This window comes from Kribbella sp. (genome assembly GCF_035655035.1).
In the GTDB taxonomy this organism is placed as follows: domain Bacteria; phylum Actinomycetota; class Actinomycetes; order Propionibacteriales; family Kribbellaceae; genus Kribbella.
Genome location: NZ_DASRVN010000238.1, coordinates 1 through 25,547, shown reverse-complemented (window position 1 = coordinate 25,547; position 25,547 = coordinate 1). Strand labels below are relative to the sequence as shown.

The following is a 25,547-nucleotide window of genomic DNA, read 5'->3' as shown; positions in this document are numbered from 1 at the left end:
CGGTGAACGCAACATAGCTTCGGCGTCATGGTGATGACAGTTGACGGCCTCCGGATGCGGTACGGCGAGACCGACGTCCTGCAAGGCGTCTCGTTCGATGCCCGCCCCGGCGAGGTGGTCGCGCTGCTCGGCCCGAACGGCGCCGGCAAGAGCACCACGATCGAGATCCTCGAAGGTTTCCGGCTCCGCTCCGCCGGTCACGTCGACGTGCTCGGCGCGGACCCGGCCACCGCCGGCGACCACTGGCGGTCCCGGATCGGCATCGTGCTGCAGTCCTGGCGCGACCACGGCAACTGGCGGGTCCACGAACTCCTCCAGCACCTCGGCTCCTACTACGCGCCGTACCGCGACCCGTGGCCGGCCGGCGAGCTGCTCGACGCCGTCGGTCTGTCCGCGCAGGCCGGCCAGAAGATCAAGACCCTGTCCGGCGGGCAACGCCGCCGCCTCGACGTCGCGATCGGAATCGTTGGCCGCCCCGACGTTCTGTTCCTGGACGAGCCGACCACCGGCTTCGACCCGGAGGCGCGCTCGGAGTTCCACGAACTGGTCCGCCGGCTCGCCGCCGAGCAGGGGACGACGGTGCTGCTCACCACGCACGACCTCGACGAGGCGAGCAAACTCGCGCACCGGATCCTGGTCCTCACCGCGGGCCGCATCATCGCGTCCGGCAGTGTCGCCGAGCTGACCCAGTTGATCGCCGGGGAGGACGAGGTGGGGTGGACGGTCGACGGGCAACGGTTCCACAAGTCCACGCCCGACGCGACCGGATTCGTCCGCGAGTTGTTCGCGACGCACGGCGACGCGCTCGGCGAACTCGAAGTACGCCGGGCGTCCCTGGAAGACACGTATCTCGCACTCGTCCGGGAGGAAGTATGAGAACCGGCTGGCGCCGCGGGCTGATCGAGCTGCGGCAGTCCTTCACCAACGGCCCGGAGCTGGTCAGCCACTTCCTCTGGCCGGTACTGATGCTGGTCGCGCTGTTCTTCCTGCGGCATCGCGACTTCGGCGCGACCGGGTTCAAGCTCGGTGCACTCGCGCTGCCGAGCATTCTCGGGATGAACGCAGCGATGGGCATGGTCAGCATGAGCCAGTTGCTCACCGCGGACCGCGAGGACGGCACGCTGCTGCGCGCGAAGGCCCTGCCGAACGGTATGCCGGCGTACCTGATCGGCAAGGTCGTCTCGGTCGCCGGCGGGCTGGTCGTGGACCTGGCAATCCTGCTGATCCCGGGCCTGTTTCTGGTCGGCGGGATCGCGGTCGGCGCGGCGCACTGGTTCACGTTCGTCTGGGTGCTGCTGCTCGGCCTGGTCGCGACGTTGCCGATCGGTGCGGTGCTCGGGTCGGTGTTCACCACCGCGCGGTCGCAGGGGCTGATCCAGTTGCCGATGCTCGGGCTGATCGCGATCTCCGGCATCTTCTACCCGATCACCGCGCTGCCCGGCTGGCTGGCGTGGATCGGCCAGCTCACGCCCGTGTACTGGCTGGGCCTCGGCATGCGGTCGGCGCTGCTGCCGCCCGAGGCCGTGGCGGTCGAGGTCGGCCACGCGTGGCGGCACCTCGAGACGGCCGGCGTACTCGGTCTGTGGGCGGTCGCCGGGCTGCTGCTCGCTCCCGTCGTACTGCGGCGAATGGCGCGCCGCGAGTCCGGCTCGAAGGTAGCCGAACGCCGGGAGCGGGCGCTGCGGCGCGTCGCATGATGGACCCATGAACGAGATGCAGGCATGGGCGGTCGCGCAACCGGGTCCCATCGACAGCGGGCCCCTCCGTCAGGTACGCCGTACCGTCCCGGAACCCGCCGCCGGCGAACTCCTGCTCAAGGTCGAGGCCTGCGGCATCTGCCGGACCGACCTGCACCTCGCGGAGGGAGACCTCCCTCCCAAACATCCCGACACCATCCCCGGCCACCAGGCAGTCGGCAAGGTAATCGCCCTGGGCCGGGCGGCTGAGGGAGCACCCGACAACCGCGCGGCGGCGGCTGGTCCCGCCGCGCCGGAGCGGTTCGGGTTGGGAGACCGGGTGGGGATTGCTTGGTTGCGGGGGACTTGTGGGGTTTGTGAGTTCTGCCGGGGCGGGGCGGAGAACCTCTGTCCGTGGTCGGCGTACACCGGGTGGGACGCGGACGGGGGATTTGCGGAGTACGCCGTGGTGCCGCAGGACTACGCGTACGCGTTGCCGGACGACCGCCCGGCCGCGGAGCTCGCGCCGTTCCTGTGCGCGGGGATCATCGGGTACCGCTCGCTGCTGCGGGCGAACCTGCCGCCGGGCGGCCGGCTCGGCATCTACGGGTTCGGGTCGAGCGCGCACCTGGCCGCGCAGCTCGCCACCGCCCAGGGCGCGGAGCTGTTCGTGATGACCCGCGGCGAGGGCAACCGAGCGCTCGCGAGCGAGCTCGGTGCCGTCTTCGTGGGCGAGACAGCGGACCGCCCACCGGTCCTGCTCGACTCGGCGATCGTGTTCGCCCCGGCGGGCGACGTGGTCCCGTACGCCCTCGAAGCGGTCCGCCCGGGCGGCACGGTCGCGGTCGCCGGCATCTACCTGTCCGACGTACCGGCGCTGAACTACGAGCGGCACCTGTTCCACGAGCGCGACCTGCGCAGCGTCACCTCGAACACCCGCCGGGACGGCGAGGAGCTGTTCCGGCTGATCGCGCGGCTCCCGGTCACCGCGCACGTCACGACGGTCCCGTTCGAGGCTGTCGACCGCGCGCTCGCGGATGTCGCGCACGGTCGCGCGAGCGGCTCGCTGGTCGCCGTACTCGAACCCTGAAATCGGTTGAACCGGTCTGCACCGGGGTGCGTTAGAACTGGGTGAAGATTCCCCGAACGGGTCCTGCGGAACTTCAGCGGCACCTGCTAGCTGCGTTAGATTTGATCAAATCTTACCGAGCTGCCAGGGAGTGAACGTGCGGATGTGGGATCTGACCCACCACTTGAGGTCGGTCCTCGTCGTGTTCACGGGCAGCCGAGAGGGCGGCCGGTGCTGACCAAGTTCCTCGGCGCGGTAGGTGCGGTCCTGCTGGTCGTCGGGGTGGTGCTCGCCGTGCGCCCGGTGCATGCCGGCGGTGACGCCTGCGGTTCGGTCTTCCAGCCCGGCGAGGGCATCACGCCGATGCAGTGCGACGCCCGCCTCAGCAGCCGCGGCACCCTCGCGGCCGGCTTCGGCGCCGGCGGCCTCGCGCTCGGCATCTCCGCCCTGACCCTCACCGCCATCCGCGACCGCCGCGCCCGCAGCACCTCCTGACCTCGGTTCACAGCACCAGGCTGACCGTCGCGAACGAGTGTGGCGGTAGGGTCACCCGCAGGCCGCGCGGCTCCCGTTCCAGCGCGACTGGGACCGGGGCGACCGCGTCCGGGTCGGCGGCGGTGTTGTGCGTCTGCGGTGTCGATGCCGTCAGCAACCGTCCGGACGACTCCCACGACGCCGCACCGCGAAGGTCGAGTACGACGTCCAGCCCGGACGACGGATCGAGGTTGCTCAGCGACACCAGCGCGCGCCCGTCCTTCACCGACGCCGACGCGGACACCAGCTCCATCGCCGTACCGTCGAAATCGTAGGTGCGACCCTCGACCACGTGCACCGGCAGGGCCCGCGCGTCGTGGTGCCCCTTGTTCATCTCGAAGACGTGGTACGTCGGCGTCCGCACGAGCCCGCCGCCTGTGTCGCTGTCGTCGGTGAGCAGCATCGCCTGCAGGACGTTCACGGTCTGCGCGATGTTCGCCATCACCAGGCGCTCCGCGTGCCGGTGGAAGACGTCGAAGTGCAGGCTTGCCACGAGTGCGTCCCGCATCGCGTTCTGCTGGTACAGGAACCCCGGGTTCGTGCCCGGTTCGACGTCCCACCAGGTGCCCCACTCGTCCAGTACCAGGCCGATCTTCCGGTCCGGGTCGTACGCGTCCATCAGCGCCGAGTGCGCGCGGATCACCCGCTCGACGCCCTGCGCCTTCGCCACGGTCCGGTAGTAGTCGTCGAGGTCGAACGAGGTCGCGCTGCCCTTGTTCCCCCACGTGCCCGCGACCGTGTAGTAGTGGAACGAGATCGCCTGGAAGATGTTCTTCGGCTCGCGCCCGCAGCCCAGGCAGCTGACCGCCTTCAGCAGCGCCTCGGTCCACGCGAGGTCGTCGTCCGCCGCGCCGGCCGCGATCCGGTAGAGCTTGTTGCCGCCGTGGTCCTTCAGGAACGTCGCGTACCGCCGGGCCAGGTCGGCGTACGCCTCGGCCCGCAGGTTCCCGCCGCAGCCCCACGCCTCGTTGCCGATGCCCCAGAACGGCACCCGCCACGGCTCGTCCCGGCCGTTCGCCTTCCGCTGCCGCACCATCGGGCTGTCGCCCTCGCGGGTCAGGTACTCGACCCACTCGCTCATCTCCCGCACGGTGCCGCTGCCGACGTTCCCGTTCACGTACGGCGCGGCGCCGAGCAGCTCGCACAACGCCATGAACTCGTGGGTGCCGAAGTGGTTGTTCTCCTCGACGTCGCCCCAGTGCGTGTTCACCATCGACGGCCGGTCCGCCTTCGGCCCGATGCCGTCCTTCCAGTGGTACTCGTCCGCGAAGCACCCGCCGGGCCAGCGCAGGTTCGGGATGTCGAGCGCCCGCAGCGCCTCGACCACGTCCTGCCGGATTCCGCCGACGTTGGGGATCGCCGAGTCCTCGCCGACGTAGAACCCGCCGTAGATGCACCTCCCGAGATGCTCGGCGAAGTGTCCGTACAGGTGCCGGCTGATGGTCGCACCCGGTACGTCGAGGTCGATCACGACACGTGCTTCAGGCATCAGGCCCTCCGAGGTCCTTACAGTGGTCGGCATGGGGAACCGACCGGGGCGGTGGGGTGCGGACAGCAAACACCAGCCGAGCGTGGTGACGATGGCCGATGTCGCGCGGTTCGCCGGGGTCTCGACGATGACGGTGTCGAACGTGATCAACGGCCGGCCCCGGGTCGGTCCGGAGACCCGGGAGCGTGTGCTGGCGGCGATCGGCGAGCTCGGGTACCAGGTCAACCTGGCCGCCCGGCACCTGCGCGCCGGGCGCACCGGCGTGGTCGGCCTCGCCGTACCCGAGCTGGAACGCCCGTACTTCGCGCAGCTCGCCGCCCGGCTGGCCGACCGCTTCGAGGCGCACGACCTGCGGATCGTCACCGAGCGCACCGGCGCCAGCCGGGAGGGGGAGCTGGAGGCGGTCGCGTTCTCCCGGCTCCGGATGTACGACGGGTTGATCCTCAGCGTGGTCGACATCGACCCGGCCGAGCTCGGCCAGCTCCGGACCGACGCGCCGGTGGTGATGATCGGGGAACGCGCGCTGCCGTCCCGCTTCGACCACGTGCTGATGGACAACGTCGACGGCGCGCGCCAGGCGACCGCGCACCTGCTGGCCACCGGCGCCCGCCGGATCGCGATGATCGGCGGCGACCCGGGCGGTACCGCGACCATGCCCGCGCTCCGCGCCGAGGGGTACGCGATCGCGCACGCCGAGGCCGGCGTACCGGTCGACCCGGAGCTGAACACGCGGTGCTCGTTCGGCCTGCGGGACGGGTACGACGCAATCCGGGGGCTGCGCGGTCGCGGTGTCGCGTTCGACGCGGTCTTCGGGCTGACGGACGTGGTCGCGATGGGGGCGTTGCGGGCGCTCGCCGATGCCGGGCTGCGGGTGCCCGACGACGTCCAGGTGATCGGCTTCGACGACGTCGAGGAGTCGGCGTACCTGGTCCCGGCCCTGTCCACGGTCAACCCGGGGCACGAGGCGATGGCCGATGCGATCACCGCGCTGCTGATCGCCCAGCTCAACGGCGGCACGGGCGCCGACCCGCAGGAGGTCGTCGTACCGGCGCGGCTCGTCCTCCGTGGTACCACCAGGTGAGGTCGGGCCGGACGCGTTCACTTCAGATGTATATCGATAAACAAGCGGATCGGGCAAGGCCGCCCTGTTCGATCGGGGTGGATCCGCGTACCGAAGAACGGGTAGTACACCCCGAAACCGCCCCGCCGCGGCGCACCCCACGCCTGCAGGTTCGCCGGCCCCCGGACCACTACCCGTTCTTCGGTACGCCTTCCGCGCGCGCGGCGAGTGCGCGGTTCATCGCGTCGAACTGCGGCTTGATGCTCTTCTTCAGCCATGACTGCGTGAACGGTACGGCGGCGCCGGTGAACTTCTCCTCCTGCACCAGGCGCGTACGGCCACCGGGCAGCGGCGTGAGGCGGAACGAGTGCTCGCCGTCGAACAGCGCACCCGGCGGGACCTTGCCGATCCAGCGGAGCTCCTTGCTCGGGACGACCGCGAGCAGGGTCGGGTCGAACGTGGTCTCGCTACCCGTGGTGTCACGGAGCACGTTGACGATGGTGTCGCCGACCTTCAGGTCACCCGTCGACGACGTGATGAACGGATTCCATTCCGGGTAGGCCTGCCGGTCGGTGAGGACCTTCCAGACCTGCTCAGGCGAGGCGTTGATGTCGAGCTCGGTGTGCAGGACGAACGGCCGCGCGACCGTGTACACCGTCCAGCCCGCGAGCACGACCAGAACGGTGCCGAGGGCAACGAGGAACTTCTTCATGACTGCTCCGGTCCGAGGGTGCTGAGCACCAGCGCCCTCACGTAGGCGGGATCGATCGGCTCGCCGGTGACGAGGAGCCGGTAGTACAGCGCGCCGACCAGCTGGTCGACGATGATGCGCGGATCGGCGTGCGCGGGCATCAGCCCGTCCGCCTGCGCCTGCGCGATGGCCGCGGAGACGGCGGCGTGCCGGTGCGCCCAGAGCGCGCGGACGCCGACGCCGACGCGCGGCTCGCGGGCGGCCGCGGCGACCAGGTCGGCGACCAGCGTGGTCGGGATCGCGTCCAGCGCGGCGGCGATGCCGGCGACGAACTCGCCGAGGTCGTGCCGCGGGTCGCCGCTCGGGTCGAACGGTACGGCGCTGGTCAGCTCGGTGATCATCGCCATCACCAGCTCGGCCTTGCTCGGCCAGCGCCGGTAGATCGTGGTCTTCGCGACCCCGGCCCGCTCGGCGACCCGGTCGACCGACAGCCCGTCGTACCCCCGGGCCCGCATCTCGGTCATCGCGGCCTCCAGCACCCGCGCCTCGACCCCCGCGTCCCGTGGCCGTCCGCGCCCCACCATCCGCGTCTCCTTTATCGCTACTACAGTGTCGAAAAGAACCGTAGCAGTATTTCCGAAACTGCGGTAGCGGAAATAAAGACTGCCAGTGGTTGTCAGGTTTGGCTGTCACCGTTGACGGGTGACTTCGCGGACCCGGTTGCTGCTGCCTGCAACGTTCATCACGTCCCTCGGGAACAACATCCAGTTGCTCGGCGCCGCCCTGCTGCTGGTCCGCGCGCAGGGGTCGATGCTCGACGTCGGGTGGTTGTTCATCGCGGTCGCGGTTCCGCAGGCGGTGCTCTCGCCGTACTTCGGCCGGCTCGCGGACCGGTTCGACCGGCGGCGGCTGTGGGTGGTGTGCGACGTACTGAGTGCGGGTGTGGCGCTCGCGCTGCCGGTCGGTCTCGCGCTCGGGGTGGCGCAACAGCCGCTCGTCTACGCGACCAACTTCGCGCTGGCGGTGATTGCGGCCCAGTTCACTCCTGCCAGCGCGGCCCTGATCCGCGAACGCGTTCCCGCCGACAAGCTACGGCACTTCAACGCCCACTGCGAGATCGCTCTCCAGTCGGGGATGCTTCTTTCCGCGGCCGCCGGCGGCATAGCCCTGCAGTACTTCGGTCCCCAGCCCCTCTTCGCCTTCAATGCCTGCACCTTCGTTCTCTCGGCGGCGTTTGTAGCAGCAGTTGGTCGGAAGCGTGGAACGGTCGCTTCTGCGGAGCCTGTGCACGTACCTCATCCATCTACTCGCGGACGGGTTGTTGGGTTGGGCCCGTTGGTACTGCTGTTCGGGCAAGGGCTTGTGGTGGTGACTGTCTTCAACGCATTGATGCCAGTGCTTGTGGTGGGGGAGTGGCATCAGGGCGCGAGTGTCCTCGGGGTGACGGATGCCCTCGGTGGCGTCGGGTTCTTGCTGGCGGCGGCGGTCTACCGGTGGTCGGCGAAGTGGTTGGGCGATGTACGGCTGGCCGTCGGCGGGTTCGTGGTGTGCAGCGGGCTGCTGGTCCTGCAGCCGCTCTTCGGTGTGCCTGCCTTGATGGGTCTCGTACTGCTCGGCGCGTTCCTGTTCGGCCAGTCGCGGATCGCCACCCGTTCCCTGCTGATGACGTCCGTCGACGAGTCCCGCGTCGGCCACGCGTTCGGGATGGCCAACGGGTACGGTCTCGCCGCGACCGTCGTGGTGATGCTGATCGCGTCCGTCGTCACCGGGCACTCGGACACCCGCTTCGGGTTCGCCGTCGTCGCGCTCATCGGCGTCCTGTCCGCCACCCTCGCCGCCGCCTGGATCTCGAGCGGATCCCGTCGTACGGAAAAAGTAACAGCACTTATATAAGTGCTGTTATGATCGGCGCATGGAGGATCCCACCGAGCAGAGTTTGTGGCGGCCGTTGCACCAGTTGCTGGAGCGGATGGACAGCGAGATCGGCCGGATCTACACCGACCGGGCGGTCCAGGGGCTGAAGCCGGCGTACGTCCGTGAGTTGCTGCAGCTGCACCTCAAGGGCCCGATGACGATCACCGAGCTGGCCGACGCGATCGGGCGGACGCACTCGGCGCTCAGCCAGAAGGTGTCCGCGATGCGCGCCGCCGGGCTGGTCCGGACCGTGCCGGGCGCGGACGCGCGCAGCAAACAGGTCACGCTCACCGCCAAGTCGAAGAAGCTCGTCGAGCTGCTGGCCGCCGAGTGGCGGGCGACCGAGGACGCGCTCGCCGAGCTCGAGGCCGAGCTGCCGTACCCGATGTCGCAGGTCGTCCGCGACGTCGAAGAAGCCCTCGCGAAGAAGAGCTTTCACGACCGGATCGCGGAGAAGCTGCGGTGAAGAACGCGCTCATCGACCTCGGCCCGCTGAAGGTCCTGACGTACCGGCGGCTGTGGATCGGGCAGGTGCTGTCCGGGTTCGGCGGTCAGCTGACGTTCGTCGCGGTGATGTTCCAGGTCTGGGACCAGACGTCCAGCCCGGCGTGGACCGGCGCGGTCGGACTGGCGCAGGCGCTGCCGCTGATCGTGCTCGGGCTGTTCGCCGGTACGCTCGTCGACCGGCTGGAACGCCGCAAGATCTACCTCGTCACCACGATCGGCCAGTGGCTGGTCGCGACCGTGATGGCGAGCCAGTTGGTCTTCGGCCGGGTCCCGGTCGGCGTACTGCTGGCGCTGATCGCCGTCCAGTCGTCGTTCGGCGCGACGGCCGGACCGGTGGCGCGGACCGTACTCCCCAAGCTCCTCAGCAGAGACCAGTTGGCCGCCGGTATCGCGCTGAACCGGATCGGTTTCCAGGGCGCGATGCTGCTCGGCCCCGCACTCGGCGGCGTGATCATCGGCACCTGGGGCGTCGGTGTCTGCTACCTGATCGACGCGCTCAGCTTCCTGGCCGCGCTGTACGGCGTACTCGGCCTGCCGCGGATGCAGATCGAGACCACCGCGAAGCCGGGGCTGCGCGGCGTGTGGGACGGGCTGCAGTTCATCACGGTCACGCCGGTGATCCGGGGCGCGCTGATCACGGACCTCGCGGCGACCGTGCTGTCGATGCCGATCAGCCTGTTCCCGGTCATCAACGCGGAGCGGTTCGGCAACAACCCGCGGACGCTGGGGTTGTTCCTGACTGCGATCGCCGTCGGCGGGGTCGCCGCGTCGCTCTTCTCGGGTTCGTTCACGCGGCTGCCGCGGCACGGGCTGGTGATGTTGTGTGGGTCCGCGGGCTGGGGGATTGCCCTGCTGTTGTTCGCGTTCTCGCCGGTGCCGTGGCTGGCGTTGGTGTGTCTCGCGATCGCCGGTGCCGCGGACACGGTCGCGGTCGTGTCGCGCAGTACGATCGTCCAGCTGCACACGCCTTCGGAGCTGCTCGGGCGGGTGAGTGCCGCGGAGCAGATCGTCGGTCAGGCGGGTCCTGACCTCGGCAATCTCCGCGGCGGGGTCGTCGCCCAGTTGACGTCACCGGTCGCGTCGCTGGCGTCGGGTGCCTTGCTCTGTGTCGCGGCCGTTGCGGCGGTCGCTGCGACCACCCCGGGCCTGTCAGCGCGCGACGGTGCGGAAGCCGGTGTTGCCCATTGACGAGTCCGGCGTGTTCGACGAGCGGGCGGCGTTCCGGTAGCGGTTGCAGTACGAGTCGTGGCACAGGTACGAGCCGCCGCGCATCACCCGGGCGGCGCCGAGCGAGGGGCCGGCCGGGTTAGCGGCGGGGGAGAACTTGTAGTACCGCGGGCCGAACCAGTCGCCGCACCACTCCCAGACGTTCCCGACCATCTGCCACAGGCCGTAGGCGTTGGGTTCGAACGTGCGTACCGGGGCGGTGGTGAGGAAGCCGTCCTCCTCGGTGTTCGTCCGCGGGAACTCGCCCTGCCAGATGTTGCACCGCCACCCCCTGGTGCCGCTGCCGTTGCCGCTGCCGTCGTCGCCGATCAGCTCGTCGCCCCACGGGTACCGCTTGCCTTCCAGCCCGCCGCGGGCGGCGTACTCCCACTCGGCCTCGGTCGGCAGCCGCCGCCCGGCCCACGCGCAGTACGCCGTCGCGTCGTTCCAGCTCACGTGCACCACCGGGTGGTCGTCGAGCCCGTCCAGGTCCGACCGCGAACCACCCGGGTGCCGCCAGTCGGCGCCGCGCACCCCCGCCCACCACGGCGTCCCCGCCGCCGGTCCCATCACCTCGTCCGGCGCGGCGGCGAGCGCGAGATGGAACACCGCCGAGTACCCGAAGGTCTCCGCCTCGGTCCGGTACCCGGTCGCGTCCACGAACCGCGCGAAGTCCGCGTTCGTCACGCTGGTCGCGTCGATACTGAACGCCGCGACCTCGACCTGATGCACCGGCGTCTCACCATCGGCAACGTTCTCGTCCCCGTTGCCGTTACCCATGGCAAACACCCCACCACCCACCACAACCTGCTCAACCCCATGCTCCCCCCGCTCCACCGGCACGGGCGGAGGCGCAGCACCATCCCCACCACGAGAAGGCGCACAACAAGCCGGCAGCTCATCACTCATGCTGCAAGCTTAGATTCAGGCCTCGTCAGTGGAGATCCAGGAAGTCGCGGAGCCATTGATCGATCTCGTCGAGGCACTCGGGGTCGACCTGACCGGATGAGCGGCTGATCCGTTCACGGCTGATGGTCCGTGGCTGTTCGGTCAGGGCCCAACTGGCCTTGCGTAGCTTGAGTTTGGTGCCACTCAAGCGAACGTGATGCGGCCAGCCACGGTCCTTCGTCGTGACCGGAAGGGCGATCGCCAGCTCCGGTACGGCGTCGAGATAGTCGTTCGAGGCGACGATCACCGCCGGTCGTTCGCCGAACTGTTCACGACCACGGGTCGGATTGAAGTCGACCCACACCACGTCGCCGCGGCGCAGTTCACGCATCGGCCAGGCCGTCCTCGCCCGCCTCGTCCCAGGCTGTGGTGAGCTCGTCGTAGTCGCTGTCCCGGCTGCTTTCCGCGTACGCCCGCCGGACGGCGGCGAACCGCTGATGCCGGGCGTGCTCCTCCGTCACGCGCTGCAGGAACTCGGCAGCGGTCAGCCCCTCTGCGCGCGCACACCGCATGACCGTGTCCCGCACGTGCTTCGGCACCTTGAGGGAGGTCATCTCAGACATACCAAGAGGATACCAGCTCTTACCCACGCCCAGGGATACCGTCCGGCATACCCGACGCTGTCAGAGCTTCGGCGGGCCTTGTTCGATTCTGTGGAGGACGGGGGTGAGGCGGTAGAAGTCGGAGCCGGTGATGAGTTGGCGTTCGTCCCACCAGGTGGCGCCGGCTTCGGCCAGGGGTTCGATGACGGGGTGGGGGTTCTTGGCGGGGGTGATGCCGCCGACGATGACGTCGTACGGCGTGGTCGGGTCGGGGCGGTGCTGGGTCAGGTAGGTGATCAGGTCGCGGACGTCCTCGACGGCTGGGGCCTGTCCGTGGTTGGCGTTGGCGAAGAGGGGTACGGCGCCGTCCCAGCGGGCGGCGCGGCGCATCGGGGCCTTGCGGGGCCAGTAGCCGGCGATCCAGACCGGTGGGCGCGGGCGCTGGATCGTTGCCGGCAGCAACTCCACGTCGTCCGCGCGGTAGTGCTTGCCGTCGTGGTTCACCCGCTCCCCGGACCAGTACGCGGCCATTAGGTCGAGGCCTTCGTCGAGCCGCTCGGCCAGCACGCGAGGATCGGTCTCGTCGCCGAAGCTGCCGAACTCGTCGTCGATCGGGCCGCCGAGCCCGGCGCCGAAGATCACCCGCCCGCCGCTCAGCGCGTCCAGCGTCGCGACCTGCCGGGCGAGCTGCTCGGGGCGTCGCCGGGCGACCGGCGTGACCAGCGGGCCGAGCTTGATCCGGGAGGTGGCCAGCGCGGCCGCCGTCATCAGCATCCACGGATCGCCGAACGGCTGCCCGCGGCGCTGCGCCTTGCTGTGTACGACGTGGTCCCAGAAGAACAGCCCGTCCCACCCGGCCTCCTCGGCGGCCTTCGCCACCCGGATCACGGCCCGGGCGTCGGCGAAGTCCCCGAAGTTCGGAATGTTCACAGAGAAACGCATGGTCACAACCGTAGTTCGACGAACGGAATCGTGTCGCCCGGCAGCAGATACGTCTCGACCTCGGCGAATCCCTGCTGCTCGGCGAACCGCAGCCCCTCGGTGTTGCTCGCCAGGATGTGCGTCTCGATCCCGTCGCCCAGCTCGCGCCCGCGGCGCAGGCAGTGCTGGTAGATCGCCGTACCGAAACCCCGTCGCCGGTACGCCGGCAGTACCCGGGCGATCACCACCGCCGCGGTGGTCTCCTCAGACGGCGGCCGTACCGTCGAGCACCCGACCAGTACGGCGTCGTCGTACGCGACCTCGAGCACGTGCCGGGCTGCCCGCTCGCGGATCTCGTCGACCGAGAGCGGAGCCGTCGGGATGATCTCGTTGTGCACCCGCTGCCAGTCCAGCAGCGTCGCGTCGTCAGTGAGCCCCACAATCCGCAACATCCCGCCAGCCAACATTCCCGCGCGCCGCCGGTCAAATGAGTAGTAGCGTTCGGTGGGTGCGGATCCTCTTCGTCGGGAACAGCTTCACGTCCAACAACAACCTGCCCAAGCTGCTGAAGGATCTCGCCGGTGCGCGCGGGATCGAGGTCGAGCACAAGGTGATCTCGGTCGGCGGCGCCTCGCTCCGCCAGCACCTGAACGCGGGCAAGGCCCTCGACGCGATCGCCAACGGCGGGTACGACGTCGTCGTACTGCAGGAGCAGAGCACGCTGCCGATCAAGAGCCCGGCCCGCTTCCGGGAGAGCGCCCGCGACTTCCACCAGGCGATCGCGGCGGCCGGTGCACGGACCGTGTTCTACCTGACGTGGGCGCGGAGCAACGCACCGGAAACGCAGCAGGCGCTGACCGACGCGTACGCCGGAGCCGCGTCCGAGCTGGGTGGGACCTTGATCCCGGTCGGCATGGTCTGGGAACGCTTCCTCGCCGCCCACGACAAGCCCGTCCTGCACGAGTCGGACAACAGCCACCCGACCCTGGCCGGCAGCTACCTCGGCGCCTGCGTCTTCCTGATCGCGCTGCTGAACGCGGACCCGGTCGGCATCGACGTACCCGTCAAGGGCCTCGACGCCGAGACGACCGCCCTCGTCCAGCAGGCCGCGTGGGACATCTGTACCGATCTGAGCGCTCGATGAGCGCTTGACGTTTTGCTATAGCATCGGGCAATCTGTGGGACATGGTCAAAGGCAGCCTCGGTCCGATGGAGACCGCCTCGCTCGCCGATCAGGCGTACCGGCGGCTTCGCGACGCGGTCCAGGACGGCGACCTGCGCGCCGGTGAGAAGATCACCGAACGGGACCTGGCCGCGCGCCTCGGCATCAGTCCCACGCCGGTCCGTGAGGCCTTGCGGCAGCTCGTGCTCGAGCGGATCGTCGAACGGTCCGGCCCGCGCTCCCTGCGCGTCGCCGACCACAGCGCGACAACCCGTCGCGAGGTGATGGAGGCCGAGGTGCGGATGTCCGCGCTGATGGCGCGACTGGCGGTTCGCCGCGCGACAGCTGCGCAGCTCACCGAGCTGGTGGGCCTCTTGGATCGAGCCGACCAACTGGTCGCCGGAATCGAGGAATCGCTGGCTGAGCAGGGTTTCAGCGGTCCGGTCGCCGAGCGGCTGACTGAGGTGTTCCAGCTGATGCGCGAGTTTCACCACCGGGTGGAGGCCTGCGTGGACAACCCCGTGCTGCAGGGGTTGCTCCGGCAGGCTCGCGCGTTCAGTGACGAGGAACGCCGCGACCTGACCATCAGGCTCGCGCCCGCGCGTGCCGCGAGCTTCCGTTCCCGGTACCACGAACACCGTGAGCTGCTCGATGCCATGCTCGACCGCGACGAGGACCGCGCCGAGCAGCTTGCCCTCGACCACCATCGCGCCGCCCTGACGGAGCTCGCCGGCCTCTGATCGCCACGCCCGCTCGCGCTGGTGCCCGGCGCAACCCAATCCATTCCGCTAGCAGTGTTGCTATAGCATATGGCAAGGAGTGCCATGTCCGGTCAAGCATCTGAGCCCGCAGAACCAATGGGGGCGGCCACCGCCGTCCCGGGCGGAACGAACCGGATGAAGGCCGGCCCCGTGGTCTGGGTCGTCCTCGCCGTCTTCGCGCAGGAATCGGTCTGGAACTTCTACGACTCCCAGGTCCCGGCCCAGCTGCGGCAGTACCTCACCTCGGCCGGCCTCATCGGCCTGATCATGGGCATGGACAACCTGCTCGGGGTCCTGGTCCAACCGTGGATGGGCAACGTCTCCGACCGGCGGGCGGGCGGCCGCCGTGGTCGGTGGCCGTTGATCCTGGCCGGGGCCGCAGTGGCCGCCGTGCCGTTCGCGCTGATTCCCTGGACGAACAGTCTTCCGCTCCTGCTGGTGTGCATCGTCGGCTTCGCGCTGACCGCCAACGCTTTCAAGGGCATCACCGAGACGCTCGTGTCCGACTACGTCGATCCCGGCCATCGCAGCAAGGCCCAGGGTTTCATCAAGGCAGGCGTCAGCCTCACCATCGTCGTCTCGTCACTGATCAGCCTGCTGGTCGTCGATCGCAGCCTCGAGCTGGCCTTCGCGATCCCGGCGGTCCTGATGGTGATCCTGTTCGCGGTGTCCTGGGCGTTCCTCGGCCGCCGCCACAGCCGGTACGTCCGGCCGGAGCGCCGGGAGACCGCCCCGGAGGCCGAGAGTCCGGCGCTGGTGACTGTCGTCAAGGAACTGATCCGCGATCCGTCGGGTTCCAGGCTGCTGCTGATGGCCGGGGTGTTCTGCTTCGCGGGGATGTGGTCGGCGTTGCGGACGCTGCTCACGCCGTACGGCACCGAGGTGCTCGGTCTCACCCGTGGCGCGGCGGGCGGGCTTTCCCTCCCCGGCGCGATCGCCTTCCTGATCGGCGTGGTACCGATCGCCTACGCCTCCACCCGCCTCGGTCAGTTCCGCGCGATCCGGTACGGTCTGGTCGTCTTCCTGGCCGGCCTGCTCGTCGGGTACGCCGCGCCGAACACCGCGATGACCGTCATCGCGCTGGCGCTGTGTTCGATCGGGTACGCCGCCTTCGCCGTCAACGCACTCGTCGCCCTGTGGAACCTAGCGCCAAGCGATCACGTGCTCGGCACCTACACAGGCCTCTACACGGTCGCGTCGGCGAGCGGGATGGCCCTGGGCCCCGCGCTCCTCGGAGTGGCCGTCGACCTCACCGGCTGGCGGCACATGTTCCTCGACGCCGCCGTCTTCGCCGCGGTCACGCTGTTCGTCTTCGGCCGGCTGACCGATCGGCACCGTACCAACTCCACCGACCTGGAAGCGTCGTGATGGAATACCGCATTCTCGCCCCGACCGGCGTACTCGGCGCCGGCTTCGACGCCGAGGCCTTCGAGCGCGGTGTCGCGGCCCGGCCGCACGTCATCGCATGCGACGCCGGATCGACCGACTCCGGTCCGGCGGCCCTGGGCTCGGGCGTCGCCAAACTATCCGCCGCGGCCGTCACCCGGGATCTGCGGCTCCTGCTGACAGCCCGCGACAAGCTCGGCGTACCGCTGATCATCGGCTCCTGTGGCACCAGCGGACGGGATGTCGGCGTGGACTGGGTCGCCGGCCTCGTACGGGCCGTCGCCGCCGAGGAAGGTCTGCACTTCACCCTCGGCCTGCTCTACGCGGACCAGCCCGCGGCTCGGCTTGAGAGCCTGTACGACGAGGGCCGCATCCAGCCGCTCGCCAACGCGCCGGCCATTGACCGGGAGCTGTTCGCGCGCAGCCACACGGTCGCGATGATGGGCGTCGAACCGATCCAGGATGCCCTGACCGCCGGCTGTGAGGTGATCCTCGCCGGACGTGCCAGCGACACGGCCCTCTTCGCCGCGCTCCCGAGCCTGCACGGCGCGGACCCCGGCCTGGCCTGGCACCTGGCGAAGACGGTCGAATGCGGCGCCGCGTGTGCGATCCCGCCGTCCGCCAACAGTCTCCTGGCGTACCTGCGCGACGACCACTTCGACGTCACCACCCTGGTGGAGGGAACCCGACTGACGCCGCGCTCGGTCGCGGCCCACACGCTGTACGAGAACGCGGACCCGTTCGGCATCGTCGAGCCGTCGGGCGTTCTGGACACCAGCGAGGCGACGTACGAGGCCGTCGACGACCGGACGGTCCGCGTCCGCGGGGCGCAGTACCGGACGGCCGTTGGGTATACCAACAAACTTGAGGGCGCCGAACTCGCCGGGTACCAGACCGTGGTCATCGGCGGTGTTCGTGACCGGGTGATCATCGACCGGCTGCCGGAGCTGCTGCCGCTCGCGCAGAAGTACTTCACCGGCAAGATCCTGGACATCTTCGGCGGACAGCTCGCCCCGGACTCCGTCGACATCGACTTCCGGCTGTACGGCGGAGGCGCCGTCCTGGCCGGCAGCGAGCCGTTCGGCTTGCGCCCGCGCGAACTCGGCGTCCTGATCACCGTCACCGCGGACGACCAGGCCACCGCGCATGCCGTCGCGACCTTCGTCGCCCACGCCGGCAGCCACCTGCCCGTTCCGGAGTACGACGGCCTGGTCTCGACGCTCGCCTACCCGTTCTCGCCACCCGAGATCGACCGCGGTGCCTACTACCGCTTCACGCTCAACCACGTCGCCACCGGCGTGACGCCGACCGAGCTCTTCCGCACAATGACCGAGGAGGTCTGAGAGCCATGGCCACGCTGCTCGACTACTGCTCGCTGATCCGCTCCAAGAACGCGGGGCCGTTCACGGTCACCTTCGACTTCCTGTGCCACGATCAGATGTCGTACGACGCGCTCATCGCCACCGGATTCCTGAACCGGCAGCTGTTCGCCGACCTGTTCCACACCGATCCCGAACAGATCCTCCTCGTCAACCACTCTCGGGCTCTGGCTGTCAAGGTCTCCCTCCCGCGCCCGATCCCGCAGGGCGACCTGCGCGATTCCGACTGCTACGCCGGTCAGCAGTACGCGCCGCTCCTGGACCTGACTCTGCCCTGATCCGCCGCGTCTACTTAGCGTCGTGGAAGACCAGGCCGAGGGTGTGGCGTTGGCCTGAGCGGATCGCGGAGACGCCGTGCCGGACCGGGGCCGCCGACCAGCCGCGGGACGAGCGGACCGGGCGGTCGCGGGTCGTGAAGAGCAGGCCGTGGCCGAGCGGGATGAGTGTCGACGTACCGCGGGACTGGGCGCGCGGGCGTTGCTCGACCAGCAGGAACTCGCCGCCGGTGTGGTCGATGCCGGGCTCGTTGAGGTTGATCACGACCTGCAGCGGGAACACCTTGTCGCCGTACAGGTCGCGATGCAGCGCGTTCCAGTCGCCCGCGCCGTACCGGAGGAGGATCGGGGTGGGACGGGTCTGCCCGGCGCGGTGGCAGTGGTCGAGCCATTCGTCGAGGGTGTCCGGCCATTCGGCGTCCCGGCCGAGTTTGGCGTACCAGTCCCTCGCGATCGGCAGCAGCCGCGGGTAGAGGGCGTGCCGGAGCGCGTCGATCGCCTCCGGGAACGGCTGGTCGAAGTACCGGTACTGACCCTCGCCGAACCGGTGCCGGGCCATGTCGATCGTCGCCCGGAACCGGCGTACCTCGTCGTACATCCCGGCGATCGTCGCCGCCTCGCCCGGCGTCAGCAGTTGCGGCAGCAGCGCGCACCCGAGGTCGTTCACCTCGGCGGTCACCGTCTCCCAGTCCGCCCCGGCCACTCGTCGTTCGTACTTGTTCATAAGTACTGAACGGCGAGGGCCGCGGACGTGTGAGGGCTACTGCGGGTAGTACACCCCGCCGGCGCCCCAGACCGAGGGGAGCAGCAGGAGGCTGCCGTAGTGGTGCATGGCGATGCCCGCGAACGCCGGGGACGTGGACTCCGCCGCGTACACCTTGTCCAGCTCGGACTCCATGTACGTGCGGCCCTCCTCGTAGAACGTCACCGAGGGCGGATCGCTGGTACCGGACAGGTCCTTGGTCTCGACGCCGATCACCACCGACTTCGGCTTGCCGATCGAGTCGGCGTACGCGACCTCGTGGGACGCCCGCGCGATGATCCCGGTCGCGGTGTCGGTGTAGTCCATCAGCGCCACGTAGTCGGTGAGGTCCTGCACATGGTCGCTGAGCGGAGCGGTCTTGCCGTGCCAGGTGATCGCCGTACAGCAGTCCGAGCTGTCGAACCAGAACGGGATCGCCGGGCCCACCAGCAGGCGCTGGCCGGACCTGTTGCGCAGGTCGACGAACTTCTGCAGCAGGTTCAGCCAGTCGGTCGGCAGCGTCGTACCCGGCTCCTTCCACTGCGGCAGCAGGTACGGCTCGATGTCCACGTTCACCCCGTCGAACCGCGCGTTCTCGGGTACGGCGCGGTTGTAGTCGAGGACCTTCGTGAACTCGGCGACGGCCAGATGCTGGTACTGCGGCAAGGCACCCAGGTACGGCGGTGTGGTCCCGCCCGCGATCACCCCCTGCACGTGGTACCCACGCCCGCGCGCCCAGCGGACGAACGCCGCCACCTGGTGGCGCGAGTCCCGCAGCATGTCCTTGCCCTGGTACGCCGCCACGCCGAGGTAGATCGTCCGGACCGGGTCCGAGCCGAACGTGGTGGTGTCGTCCATCACCCGCCCGAGCTTGTCCCGGGCCGCCCGGTCGAAGACGGCGGGGTACGAGTTCTGCTCCCACACCCACATCGCGCGGTCCTGCGTGTACGTCTGCTGCCGCGGCGCCGCGCTCGCGGGGACGACGGCCCCGAACGCCAGCAGCAACGCGAGTGCCGCGACGAGCCGCTTCACACCTGCTCCAGCACGGTGATCGGCGCGAGCATGCTGGCGTCGTCGAGCGGCCGCTCCCGCGTCTCCAGCATCCGCAGGAAGACCTGCAGCCCCGGTACGACGTACTCCGAGTCCAGCCGTACGTCGCGACTCACCAGCGCGGTCCGTCCGACAAGCTCGGCGTGGAACGGGACCCGTCCGTCGTCGGTCGGCTTGACCAGCTGCAACGTGACCAGGACGCCGTCGCACCGGTACCGCACGACCACGGTCGACCCGACCCGCTCGACCTGCACCGGACCCGGCTCGCCCGGCGCGAGCCGCTGCGCCAGATCGGCCGCGTGGATCCCGTAGAAGAAGATCCCGCTGTACTCGCTGTCCGGATCCGCGGGCCCGGTGATCGTGACCGCCTGCAGGTCGTCGACCTGCGCGTTCGCCAGTTCGTCGGCGTCCGCGACCCACCGCACCGCGGAGTACGACGTCACCGGCGCGCCGCCGCGCCGGGCCGCGTCGAGGATCGCCTGCGCGTCCGCCGTACTGGCCGCGAGCGGCTTGTCCACCCACACCGGTACGCCGGCCTCGAGGAACGGTACGGCGTGCTCGCGGTGCAGCGCGCCGTCGCGGTTCGTGACGATCAGCGCGTCGACGTCGCCCAGCAGCTCCTGGGAGGTCGGGACGATCCGGGTGATCCCGCCGGCCGCGGCGAGCTTCCGGTTCCGTTCGTCGTCGGCGCCGGCCAGCGCGACGACGCGGGCCTGCTCCGAGATCTGGTCGACGTTCAGGTGCCGGACGATCTCGTCGGCGTGGCTGTTCTCGGTACCGACCAGGGCGATGCGCATCAGTCCTCCAACTCGACAGGACGCCCGGTACGGGCGGACTCGTACACGGCAAGCACGGTGGCCAGCGACCGGCGTCCGGCCTCCAGCGTCACCGCGGGCGGGCGGCCGTCGCGGACGGCGGCGATGAAGTCCCGGTACTGCGCGAGATGTGCCAGCTCGACCTCACTCCAGTCGTCCGGACCCTGGAGTGCGGCTGCCGCGGGCGGCTCGCCGTTCGCGGACGCGAAGTACGCCAGCGCGTCGTCGTCGAGGACCGCCGTACCTTGGTCGCCGTGGATCGTCAGGCGAACCGGGCGGCCCGGGTACGCCGCCGTACTGGCCAGCATCAGGCCGATCGCGCCGCTCTCGAAGACGATCGAGGCGCCGGCCAGGTCCTCCACCTCGATGCCCTCGTGCGCGAGCCGACCGGTCTGCGCGCTGACCTGGACCGGGCGGCCGAGCATCCAGACCAGCAGGTCGAGCGCGTGGATGCCCTGGTTCATCAGCGCGCCGCCGCCGTCGACCGCGAGCGTGCCGCGCCAGTCGTCGCCGTCGTAGTACGACTGCGGGCGGAAGAACGCGGACTCGGCGATCCCGGAGGTGACCCGGCCGAGCGCGCCGCCGTCGATCGCCGCCCGGATCTGCGCGACCGGCGGCTGGAACCGCCGCTGGCTGATCACGGACACGGTCAGCCCGGTCGCCCGCTGCGCCGCGATCAGCCGGTCCGCGGCGGCGAGCGTGATGTCCACCGGCTTCTCGACGATCACGTGCTTGCCGGCCCGCAGCGCCTCGATCGCGACGTCCGCGTGCAGCGCACTGGGCAGGCAGATCCCGACCGCGTCCAGCTCTTCGGCCGCGTAGACCTCGGCCGACGTCGCGTAGACGCGCGCTCCGTACTGCTCCGCAAGCTTCCCGCCACGCTCGAGGTTCTGATCGACCACCGCGACCAGCGCGACCTCGTCACCCAGCGCATCGATCAGACGCGCATGCACGGTGCCGATCGCCCCGGCACCAATCAGAGCAAAACGCATGGAACCCCTCTTCATCCGATGGACCAGTCGACAGGTACGCCGCCACGCTCGGCCGACTGCTGCGCGAGCAGTGCGATCCGGGTGGCGAGAATGCTTCGCTCGGTGGTGATGTCAGGTTCGTTGCCAGAGGCAAGCGCCTGGAGGGGCAGCTCCGCCGGGCGGTACCCGTCGGGCAGCGGTACGTCGTACGGCGCCGACTCGTGGGTGGTGAGGACGAGCCGATTACGCGCCCACAGCAGCTCTGCCGTTCCGTGGGTACCGATCAGCTTCATCCGGTAGTCGCCGTGCACCGGCGACCCGGCCGGGTTCATCCAGTCGACGCCCGCCGTGACCACCGCACCAGGTCCCCTCAGCGTCGCCACGCCGTACGATCCGCCGACCACCGCGCCGCTCACCGTTCCACTCGTGAGGCCGGTGAAGAGCAGCGCCGCGTCGATGTCGTGGACGGCGAGATCGTTCAGCACGCCGCCGTACCGCTCCGGCTCGAAGAACCAGTCGGGCCGCGTCGGCCGGTTCAGCTTGTGCGGGCCTGACGACGTCACCCCGTGGATCGTACCGAGTTGCCCGACGATCTCCCGGGCAGCGAGCGTCACCGGGTAGTAGCGCTTCTCGAACAGCACCGTCACCTGCCGGCCGGTACGCCGCGCAGCTTCCGCGATCGCGTCCAGGTCCTCGAGCGTCGTACACAACGGCTTGTCGGCCAGCACCTGACTGCCCGCGTTCAGCGCGTCCACGACCACCTGCCCGCGATCGCCGTAGATCCCCGCGACCATCACCACGTCCGGCTCGACCTCGCGCAGCATCTGCTGGTGGTCGGTGAAGACCTTGGCGTCGTACGGCGCGGCCCAGCGCTCGGCGGTCTCCCGCGACGGATCCGCGACCGCGACCAGCACCGCTCCGGGAAGGTGGTCGAGCTCGGCGGTCACATAGGCCACATGCGGATGGGCGGCGCCGGCGATCGCGATCCGAGTCATGGACGTGAGTCCACCATGCAACCGGTTGCATTGCAACAGGTCGTCCGCGGCCGATACCGGTTACCTCACGACTGCGAGTCTGAAGTTCAGGCCGTCGGCGGTGCGTACTTCGAGGCGGGTCGGCGCGACTCCGGGACTGTCGTAGAAGCGGGTGCCTTCGCCGAGCAGCACAGGTGTGACGTGCAGGACGATCTCGTCGACGAGGCCTGCCTCGACGGCCAGCCGGGGTACGGCGCCGCCGGTGACGATCAGGTCCTTCCCGCCGGCCGCCTTCAGCCCGTCGGCGATCACGTCGCGGATGTCGCCGGAGACGTAGGTGAACTCCGGGATCGGATTGGTCGCCGGATCCTTGTGCGTGTAGATCAGCACCGGCCCCTGCCAGGAACCGCCGTACGGCCGGTTCTCGCCGAAGACCTCGACCAGCCTGCCGCCGCACAGGAACGCGCCGCAGTTCGCGACCACCTCCGCGCCCAGCGCGGACGGCCCGGCGTCGGCGAGGCGCATCCAGTCGACCCGGTCGTCGCGGTCGGCGATGAAGCCGTCCAGGGACATCGTCATGTGCCAGATCACTTTGCCGGTCATGGGCACCAGCCTGCGCTCCGTCGGATTCATGTGTCCAATGCCAATTCGGCGGGGGATACATAGATATCATCGATACATGCTCGACCTCGTTCGGCTGCGCGTGCTGGCCGCGGTCGCCGCGCACGGCTCGGTCACCGCGGCAGCCGCGGCGCTGCACTACACCCAGCCCACCGTCAGCCATCACCTCGCCCGGCTGGAGGCCGCGACCGGCGCGAAGCTGGTCCGCAAGTCCGGCCGCGGTATCCGGCTCACCCCGGAAGGCGAGTTGCTCGCGCGCCGGGCGGCGGAGATCGTCGGACGGGTCGACGCCGCCGACGCCGAGCTCGCCGCCCTGGTCGGGCTGCGGTCCGGCCGGGTGCGGGTCGGCGCGTTCAGCTCCGCGCTCAGCGAACTCGTACCGCCTGCAGCCGCGGACCTCCGCCGCGACCACCCGAACCTCGAACTCGAACTCACCGACCTGCACCCACGGATCGCCGTGCGGCGGTTGCGTGCGGGCGAGATCGACCTCGCGATCGTCTTCCGGTACGACGACGAGCCGCCGGACGACGGCATCCGCTACACGTACCTGCGCGACGAGCCGATCCACCTGCTCAGCCGCCGTACCGGGGAAACGCTGGCCGACCACCGGGACTCGGACTGGATCGCGGGCTGCGTGAACTGCCGCCGCGAGTTGCTGCAGCACTGCGCGGACGCCGGGTTCACGCCGCGGATCGCGTTCACCAGCGACGACGTGATCGTCAAGCAGGCCTTCGTCCGGGCCGGTCTCGGCGTCACCACCTCGCCCGGTCTGGCACTCCGCGCACACCGCGCGGCCGGCGTCCGCTCGACCGAACTCCCGATCGTCCGCCACATCCTTCTGGCCACCTACGGCGAACCACCGGACCCGCCGGCAACGAGAGCCTTCATAGAAGCGCTAAAACGAGTAACACTGGACTAGGAGCCGTCCGACTCCGGTTGGAGGACCGGGTGATGGGGCACTTGGTGAGAATGGTGGACGTCGGGCTGCGGTACGAGCGGATCTGGCGGGCGGCCGTAGGGCTGCTTGCCGCGATCGGGGTGCTCTCGGCGCTGGTGTTCGTGTCACCCGCGACGAATCTGGCGGCGTTCCTGGTGGCCGCGTTCACGATCGGCGCGGTCTGCCTGAGTATCGGTCTGGGCCGGGATCTTCCGAATGCGGACCTGCTCCGGACGGTTCCGCGCGGTGCGGTGCTCGGTGCGCTCTTCGTCCTTGCTATTTGTGGGTACGCCGCCGCGGTCGGCGCGCGCACCGTGATGCTGGTGCTGGTCGTAATCGGCGTGTCCCCGCCGGTTGTCGGCTGGCTGCGTTCCGGGTCCTCGAACGGCGAACCTGCCTGGACCAATCCGGGCCGGGGTACGAGCCCGGCCCAGTGGGCCGAACAGGACGCCGGGCGGCCGCGCGCGCCGTGGGGAGGCCAGGGCGGCGGGACAGGTTCCACTTGGGATGAGCGAGGGCGGGGCGGCGGCCGTGTGGGCAGCGCGGGTTCTGGGCGGGGCGACGCTCCGGAGCCTGCTGGCGGGGGAAACGGCCGGACTGGTTTCTGGCGGCGGAAGCAGCAGCCAGGGGCCGCGTGGGGTGAGCGGCGTGACGCGGGTTCTGAGCGGGGAAAGCAGGACCGGGGCGACGCCACCTGGGGTAAGCGGGGCGACGGCTCGACGCGGTTCGGGCGGAGGAGTCGGCGGCGGGTGGACAGGAAGTTGCCGTTGGCGCCTTCTCTGCAGGAGGAGTTCCGGCTGCCGAAGTACCTGACCGCCGTCGTCCGGAACGTCGGCGAGCTGACCGACGAGGAGCTCTGCCTGGCCTGGCGGCGCAGTTTCACGCAGCTCGAGCGCGCTGTTCGCGTCGACCACCGCCAGGCGATGGTCGACGTACGCCGCGCCTACCTCGACGAACTCGAACGCCGGCACCCGGAATCCTTCGCCAGCTGGCTCGCCTCGAACCCGCGCGCCGCCGGCAACCCAGCCAGGTTCTTCACCCACCGAGCAGACCACTAGGAGAGACCTTGTCGTGAGCGGGACGGACACCGCACACAAAGACCGCACGTTCTTCGGGCACCCGCCGGTGCTCGCCAACCTCTTCGGCGTCGAGCTGTGGGAACGGTTCTCGTTCTACGGCATGCAGGGAATCTTGCTGATCTACCTGTACTACTCGGCCGGGCGCGGCGGCCTCGGCATCGACGAGGGCACCGCGACCAGCATCGTCGGCGCGTACGGCGGGCTCGTCTATTTGTCAACAATCCTCGGCGGCTGGCTCGCGGACCGCCTGCTCGGCGCCGAACGCACCCTGTTCTACGCCGCGATCGTGGTGATGTGCGGCCACATCGCGCTGGCGCTGATCCCGGCCCTCGGCGGCGTCGCGGTCGGCCTGGTACTGATCGGGTTCGGCAGCGGCGGCGTCAAAGCCAACGCGACCTCACTGGTCGGCACGTTGTACGGCGAGCACGACGAGCGCCGCGACGGCGGGTTCTCGCTGTTCTACCTCGGCATCAACCTCGGTGCGTTGGTGGGACCAATCCTCACCGGCCTGCTGCAGAAGGGAGCCGGCTTCCACTACGGCTTCGGCCTGGCCGCGGCCGGGATGTTCCTCGGCATCGTGCAGTACGGCGCGGGCCGCCGTCGTCTCGGTGCCTCCGCGCGCGAGGTCCCGAACCCGTTGCCGGCGGCAGCGTTACGGCGTACCGCGCTGATCGCCGCGGGCGTCGTACTGGTAGTCGTGGCGCTGCTGATCTCCGGTGTGCTCCCGGCGTCCCGGTACGCGACGGCGGTCGCCGTGATCAGCGCGGTCGCGGCGGTCGTGTACTTCGCGGTGATCCTCCGCAGCAAGCAAATCACCGACATCGAACGGCGGCGGGTG

The 25,547-nt window shown here is 69.8% G+C and carries 30 protein-coding genes; 16 read left to right on the top strand and 14 right to left on the bottom strand.

Annotated elements, in window-relative coordinates:
• Positions 1-27: 27 nt before the first annotated feature.
• The 4 genes from VFF46_RS13840 (at position 28) to VFF46_RS13825 (ending at position 3,240) form a co-directional block, all read left to right on the top strand.
• Positions 28-876 (top strand): ABC transporter ATP-binding protein, encoded by an 849-nt coding sequence (locus VFF46_RS13840; protein WP_325037512.1) that lies wholly within the window; start codon positions 28-30, stop codon positions 874-876.
• Positions 873-1,697, top strand: coding sequence for an ABC transporter permease (locus VFF46_RS13835; protein ID WP_325037511.1), 825 nt, complete (start codon positions 873-875; stop codon positions 1,695-1,697). The genes VFF46_RS13840 and VFF46_RS13835 overlap by 4 nt, the downstream gene beginning before the upstream one ends.
• A 7-nt stretch (positions 1,698-1,704) precedes the next feature.
• Positions 1,705-2,766 (top strand): zinc-dependent alcohol dehydrogenase family protein, encoded by a 1,062-nt coding sequence (locus VFF46_RS13830; RefSeq protein WP_325037510.1) that lies wholly within the window; start codon positions 1,705-1,707, stop codon positions 2,764-2,766.
• A gap of 210 nt (positions 2,767-2,976) precedes the next feature.
• Complete coding sequence (locus VFF46_RS13825; protein ID WP_325037509.1) at positions 2,977-3,240, top strand: hypothetical protein; 264 nt, start codon at positions 2,977-2,979, stop codon at positions 3,238-3,240.
• A gap of 7 nt (positions 3,241-3,247) precedes the next feature.
• Here VFF46_RS13825 and VFF46_RS13820 read toward each other — a convergent pair whose 3' ends face one another.
• Complete coding sequence (locus tag VFF46_RS13820; protein ID WP_325037508.1) at positions 3,248-4,768, bottom strand: alpha-N-arabinofuranosidase; 1,521 nt, start codon at positions 4,766-4,768, stop codon at positions 3,248-3,250.
• Between the two features lie 31 nt (positions 4,769-4,799).
• Here VFF46_RS13820 and VFF46_RS13815 point away from each other — a divergent pair, with 31 nt between their 5' ends.
• On the top strand, positions 4,800-5,849 hold the full coding sequence (locus VFF46_RS13815) for a LacI family DNA-binding transcriptional regulator (protein WP_325037507.1): 1,050 nt from the start codon (positions 4,800-4,802) through the stop codon (positions 5,847-5,849).
• Between the two features lie 169 nt (positions 5,850-6,018).
• Here VFF46_RS13815 and VFF46_RS13810 read toward each other — a convergent pair whose 3' ends face one another.
• Together VFF46_RS13810 and VFF46_RS13805 are read right to left on the bottom strand one after the other, a co-directional pair.
• Complete coding sequence (locus VFF46_RS13810; protein ID WP_325037506.1) at positions 6,019-6,540, bottom strand: SRPBCC domain-containing protein; 522 nt, start codon at positions 6,538-6,540, stop codon at positions 6,019-6,021.
• The gene (locus VFF46_RS13805; RefSeq protein ID WP_325037505.1) at positions 6,537-7,103 is read right to left on the bottom strand and encodes a TetR/AcrR family transcriptional regulator; all 567 of its coding nucleotides are present in this window, start codon (positions 7,101-7,103) and stop codon (positions 6,537-6,539) included. The genes VFF46_RS13810 and VFF46_RS13805 overlap by 4 nt, the downstream gene beginning before the upstream one ends.
• A gap of 118 nt (positions 7,104-7,221) precedes the next feature.
• On the opposite strand from VFF46_RS13805, the gene VFF46_RS13800 reads away from it, so the two are divergent.
• Genes VFF46_RS13800 through VFF46_RS13790 form a run of 3 tightly spaced genes read left to right on the top strand, consistent with a single transcriptional unit; the run spans position 7,222 to position 10,128 of the window.
• A complete protein-coding gene (locus VFF46_RS13800) occupies positions 7,222-8,412 on the top strand; it encodes an MFS transporter (protein WP_325037504.1) in 1,191 nt (396 codons plus the stop codon).
• 19 nt (positions 8,413-8,431) lie between these two features.
• Complete coding sequence (locus tag VFF46_RS13795) at positions 8,432-8,899, top strand: MarR family winged helix-turn-helix transcriptional regulator (RefSeq protein WP_325037503.1); 468 nt, start codon at positions 8,432-8,434, stop codon at positions 8,897-8,899.
• The gene (locus tag VFF46_RS13790) at positions 8,896-10,128 is read left to right on the top strand and encodes an MFS transporter (protein WP_325037502.1); all 1,233 of its coding nucleotides are present in this window, start codon (positions 8,896-8,898) and stop codon (positions 10,126-10,128) included. Before VFF46_RS13795 ends, VFF46_RS13790 begins: the two co-directional genes overlap by 4 nt.
• Here VFF46_RS13790 and VFF46_RS13785 read toward each other — a convergent pair.
• From VFF46_RS13785 to VFF46_RS13765, 5 genes are all read right to left on the bottom strand, one after another.
• A complete protein-coding gene (locus VFF46_RS13785) occupies positions 10,090-10,926 on the bottom strand; it encodes a formylglycine-generating enzyme family protein (protein ID WP_325037501.1) in 837 nt (278 codons plus the stop codon). The two genes, VFF46_RS13790 and VFF46_RS13785, sit on opposite strands and share 39 nt — an antisense overlap.
• A 154-nt stretch (positions 10,927-11,080) precedes the next feature.
• Entirely contained in the window at positions 11,081-11,425 is a 345-nt protein-coding gene (locus VFF46_RS13780; protein ID WP_325037500.1) for a type II toxin-antitoxin system PemK/MazF family toxin, read from the bottom strand.
• Positions 11,418-11,657, bottom strand: a complete 240-nt coding sequence (locus VFF46_RS13775; protein ID WP_325037499.1) for a hypothetical protein — start codon at positions 11,655-11,657, stop codon at positions 11,418-11,420. Before VFF46_RS13775 ends, VFF46_RS13780 begins: the two co-directional genes overlap by 8 nt.
• A gap of 60 nt (positions 11,658-11,717) precedes the next feature.
• Positions 11,718-12,578, bottom strand: a complete 861-nt coding sequence (locus VFF46_RS13770) for an LLM class flavin-dependent oxidoreductase (RefSeq protein ID WP_325037498.1) — start codon at positions 12,576-12,578, stop codon at positions 11,718-11,720.
• A 2-nt stretch (positions 12,579-12,580) separates the two neighbouring features.
• Positions 12,581-13,009 carry a GNAT family N-acetyltransferase gene (locus VFF46_RS13765; protein ID WP_325037497.1) on the bottom strand — a complete coding sequence of 143 codons (429 nt, stop codon included), beginning with the start codon at positions 13,007-13,009 and terminating at the stop codon, positions 12,581-12,583.
• Between the two features lie 56 nt (positions 13,010-13,065).
• Here VFF46_RS13765 and VFF46_RS13760 point away from each other — a divergent pair, with 56 nt between their 5' ends.
• The 5 genes from VFF46_RS13760 (at position 13,066) to VFF46_RS13740 (ending at position 17,523) form a co-directional block, all read left to right on the top strand.
• Entirely contained in the window at positions 13,066-13,701 is a 636-nt protein-coding gene (locus VFF46_RS13760; RefSeq protein ID WP_325037496.1) for a hypothetical protein, read from the top strand.
• Between the two features lie 41 nt (positions 13,702-13,742).
• Complete coding sequence (locus VFF46_RS13755; protein ID WP_325037495.1) at positions 13,743-14,459, top strand: GntR family transcriptional regulator; 717 nt, start codon at positions 13,743-13,745, stop codon at positions 14,457-14,459.
• Between the two features lie 156 nt (positions 14,460-14,615).
• Positions 14,616-15,848, top strand: a complete 1,233-nt coding sequence (locus tag VFF46_RS13750; protein ID WP_325037494.1) for an MFS transporter — start codon at positions 14,616-14,618, stop codon at positions 15,846-15,848.
• Positions 15,848-17,209 carry an acyclic terpene utilization AtuA family protein gene (locus tag VFF46_RS13745; protein ID WP_325037493.1) on the top strand — a complete coding sequence of 454 codons (1,362 nt, stop codon included), beginning with the start codon at positions 15,848-15,850 and terminating at the stop codon, positions 17,207-17,209. The genes VFF46_RS13750 and VFF46_RS13745 overlap by 1 nt, the downstream gene beginning before the upstream one ends.
• Positions 17,210-17,214: 5 nt before the next feature.
• Positions 17,215-17,523: a DUF4387 domain-containing protein gene (locus VFF46_RS13740; RefSeq protein WP_325037492.1), complete on the top strand. Its 309-nt coding sequence runs from the start codon at positions 17,215-17,217 to the stop codon at positions 17,521-17,523.
• Positions 17,524-17,533: 10 nt separating this feature from the next.
• Here VFF46_RS13740 and VFF46_RS13735 read toward each other — a convergent pair whose 3' ends face one another.
• From VFF46_RS13735 to VFF46_RS13710, 6 genes are read right to left on the bottom strand one after another with little or no spacing between them, the layout of a single operon-like run.
• The gene (locus VFF46_RS13735; RefSeq protein ID WP_325037491.1) at positions 17,534-18,244 is read right to left on the bottom strand and encodes a 2OG-Fe(II) oxygenase; all 711 of its coding nucleotides are present in this window, start codon (positions 18,242-18,244) and stop codon (positions 17,534-17,536) included.
• A gap of 36 nt (positions 18,245-18,280) precedes the next feature.
• Complete coding sequence (locus tag VFF46_RS13730; protein ID WP_325037490.1) at positions 18,281-19,294, bottom strand: hypothetical protein; 1,014 nt, start codon at positions 19,292-19,294, stop codon at positions 18,281-18,283.
• The gene (locus VFF46_RS13725) at positions 19,291-20,109 is read right to left on the bottom strand and encodes a Gfo/Idh/MocA family protein (RefSeq protein ID WP_325037489.1); all 819 of its coding nucleotides are present in this window, start codon (positions 20,107-20,109) and stop codon (positions 19,291-19,293) included. The genes VFF46_RS13730 and VFF46_RS13725 overlap by 4 nt, the downstream gene beginning before the upstream one ends.
• Positions 20,109-21,119, bottom strand: coding sequence for a Gfo/Idh/MocA family oxidoreductase (locus VFF46_RS13720; protein ID WP_325037488.1), 1,011 nt, complete (start codon positions 21,117-21,119; stop codon positions 20,109-20,111). The genes VFF46_RS13725 and VFF46_RS13720 overlap by 1 nt, the downstream gene beginning before the upstream one ends.
• Positions 21,120-21,130: 11 nt before the next feature.
• Positions 21,131-22,093, bottom strand: a complete 963-nt coding sequence (locus VFF46_RS13715; RefSeq protein WP_325037487.1) for a Gfo/Idh/MocA family oxidoreductase — start codon at positions 22,091-22,093, stop codon at positions 21,131-21,133.
• A 60-nt stretch (positions 22,094-22,153) separates the two neighbouring features.
• Complete coding sequence (locus VFF46_RS13710; RefSeq protein WP_325037486.1) at positions 22,154-22,675, bottom strand: dihydrofolate reductase family protein; 522 nt, start codon at positions 22,673-22,675, stop codon at positions 22,154-22,156.
• 76 nt (positions 22,676-22,751) lie between these two features.
• Between VFF46_RS13710 and VFF46_RS13705 the strand changes: the two genes are divergently transcribed.
• From VFF46_RS13705 to VFF46_RS13695, 3 genes are all read left to right on the top strand, one after another.
• On the top strand, positions 22,752-23,612 hold the full coding sequence (locus VFF46_RS13705; RefSeq protein WP_325037485.1) for a LysR family transcriptional regulator: 861 nt from the start codon (positions 22,752-22,754) through the stop codon (positions 23,610-23,612).
• A gap of 32 nt (positions 23,613-23,644) precedes the next feature.
• A complete protein-coding gene (locus VFF46_RS13700; protein ID WP_325037484.1) occupies positions 23,645-24,688 on the top strand; it encodes a hypothetical protein in 1,044 nt (347 codons plus the stop codon).
• Positions 24,689-24,701: 13 nt separating this feature from the next.
• Positions 24,702-25,547 (top strand): oligopeptide:H+ symporter (locus tag VFF46_RS13695; RefSeq protein WP_325037483.1); only part of this gene is annotated, 846 nt, incomplete at its 3' end.

Excerpts from the sequence above, each read along its gene's own strand:
- VFF46_RS13840 (WP_325037512.1), top strand. The coding sequence starts at position 28 with ATGGTGATGACAGTTGACGGCCTCCGGATGCGGTACGGCGAGACCGAC.
- VFF46_RS13835 (WP_325037511.1), top strand. The coding sequence starts at position 873 with ATGAGAACCGGCTGGCGCCGCGGGCTGATCGAGCTGCGGCAGTCCTTC.
- VFF46_RS13830 (WP_325037510.1), top strand. The coding sequence starts at position 1,705 with ATGAACGAGATGCAGGCATGGGCGGTCGCGCAACCGGGTCCCATCGAC.
- VFF46_RS13820 (WP_325037508.1), bottom strand. The coding sequence starts at position 4,768 with ATGCCTGAAGCACGTGTCGTGATCGACCTCGACGTACCGGGTGCGACC.
- VFF46_RS13815 (WP_325037507.1), top strand. The coding sequence starts at position 4,800 with ATGGGGAACCGACCGGGGCGGTGGGGTGCGGACAGCAAACACCAGCCG.
- VFF46_RS13810 (WP_325037506.1), bottom strand. The coding sequence starts at position 6,540 with ATGAAGAAGTTCCTCGTTGCCCTCGGCACCGTTCTGGTCGTGCTCGCG.
- VFF46_RS13805 (WP_325037505.1), bottom strand. The coding sequence starts at position 7,103 with ATGGTGGGGCGCGGACGGCCACGGGACGCGGGGGTCGAGGCGCGGGTG.
- VFF46_RS13795 (WP_325037503.1), top strand. The coding sequence starts at position 8,432 with ATGGAGGATCCCACCGAGCAGAGTTTGTGGCGGCCGTTGCACCAGTTG.
- VFF46_RS13785 (WP_325037501.1), bottom strand. The coding sequence starts at position 10,926 with ATGGGTAACGGCAACGGGGACGAGAACGTTGCCGATGGTGAGACGCCG.
- VFF46_RS13780 (WP_325037500.1), bottom strand. The coding sequence starts at position 11,425 with ATGCGTGAACTGCGCCGCGGCGACGTGGTGTGGGTCGACTTCAATCCG.
- VFF46_RS13775 (WP_325037499.1), bottom strand. The coding sequence starts at position 11,657 with ATGTCTGAGATGACCTCCCTCAAGGTGCCGAAGCACGTGCGGGACACG.
- VFF46_RS13770 (WP_325037498.1), bottom strand. The coding sequence starts at position 12,578 with ATGCGTTTCTCTGTGAACATTCCGAACTTCGGGGACTTCGCCGACGCC.
- VFF46_RS13765 (WP_325037497.1), bottom strand. The coding sequence starts at position 13,009 with ATGTTGCGGATTGTGGGGCTCACTGACGACGCGACGCTGCTGGACTGG.
- VFF46_RS13755 (WP_325037495.1), top strand. The coding sequence starts at position 13,743 with ATGGTCAAAGGCAGCCTCGGTCCGATGGAGACCGCCTCGCTCGCCGAT.
- VFF46_RS13750 (WP_325037494.1), top strand. The coding sequence starts at position 14,616 with ATGAAGGCCGGCCCCGTGGTCTGGGTCGTCCTCGCCGTCTTCGCGCAG.
- VFF46_RS13745 (WP_325037493.1), top strand. The coding sequence starts at position 15,848 with ATGGAATACCGCATTCTCGCCCCGACCGGCGTACTCGGCGCCGGCTTC.
- VFF46_RS13740 (WP_325037492.1), top strand. The coding sequence starts at position 17,215 with ATGGCCACGCTGCTCGACTACTGCTCGCTGATCCGCTCCAAGAACGCG.
- VFF46_RS13735 (WP_325037491.1), bottom strand. The coding sequence starts at position 18,244 with ATGAACAAGTACGAACGACGAGTGGCCGGGGCGGACTGGGAGACGGTG.
- VFF46_RS13725 (WP_325037489.1), bottom strand. The coding sequence starts at position 20,109 with ATGCGCATCGCCCTGGTCGGTACCGAGAACAGCCACGCCGACGAGATC.
- VFF46_RS13720 (WP_325037488.1), bottom strand. The coding sequence starts at position 21,119 with ATGCGTTTTGCTCTGATTGGTGCCGGGGCGATCGGCACCGTGCATGCG.
- VFF46_RS13715 (WP_325037487.1), bottom strand. The coding sequence starts at position 22,093 with ATGACTCGGATCGCGATCGCCGGCGCCGCCCATCCGCATGTGGCCTAT.
- VFF46_RS13710 (WP_325037486.1), bottom strand. The coding sequence starts at position 22,675 with ATGACCGGCAAAGTGATCTGGCACATGACGATGTCCCTGGACGGCTTC.
- VFF46_RS13705 (WP_325037485.1), top strand. The coding sequence starts at position 22,752 with ATGCTCGACCTCGTTCGGCTGCGCGTGCTGGCCGCGGTCGCCGCGCAC.
- VFF46_RS13700 (WP_325037484.1), top strand. The coding sequence starts at position 23,645 with ATGGGGCACTTGGTGAGAATGGTGGACGTCGGGCTGCGGTACGAGCGG.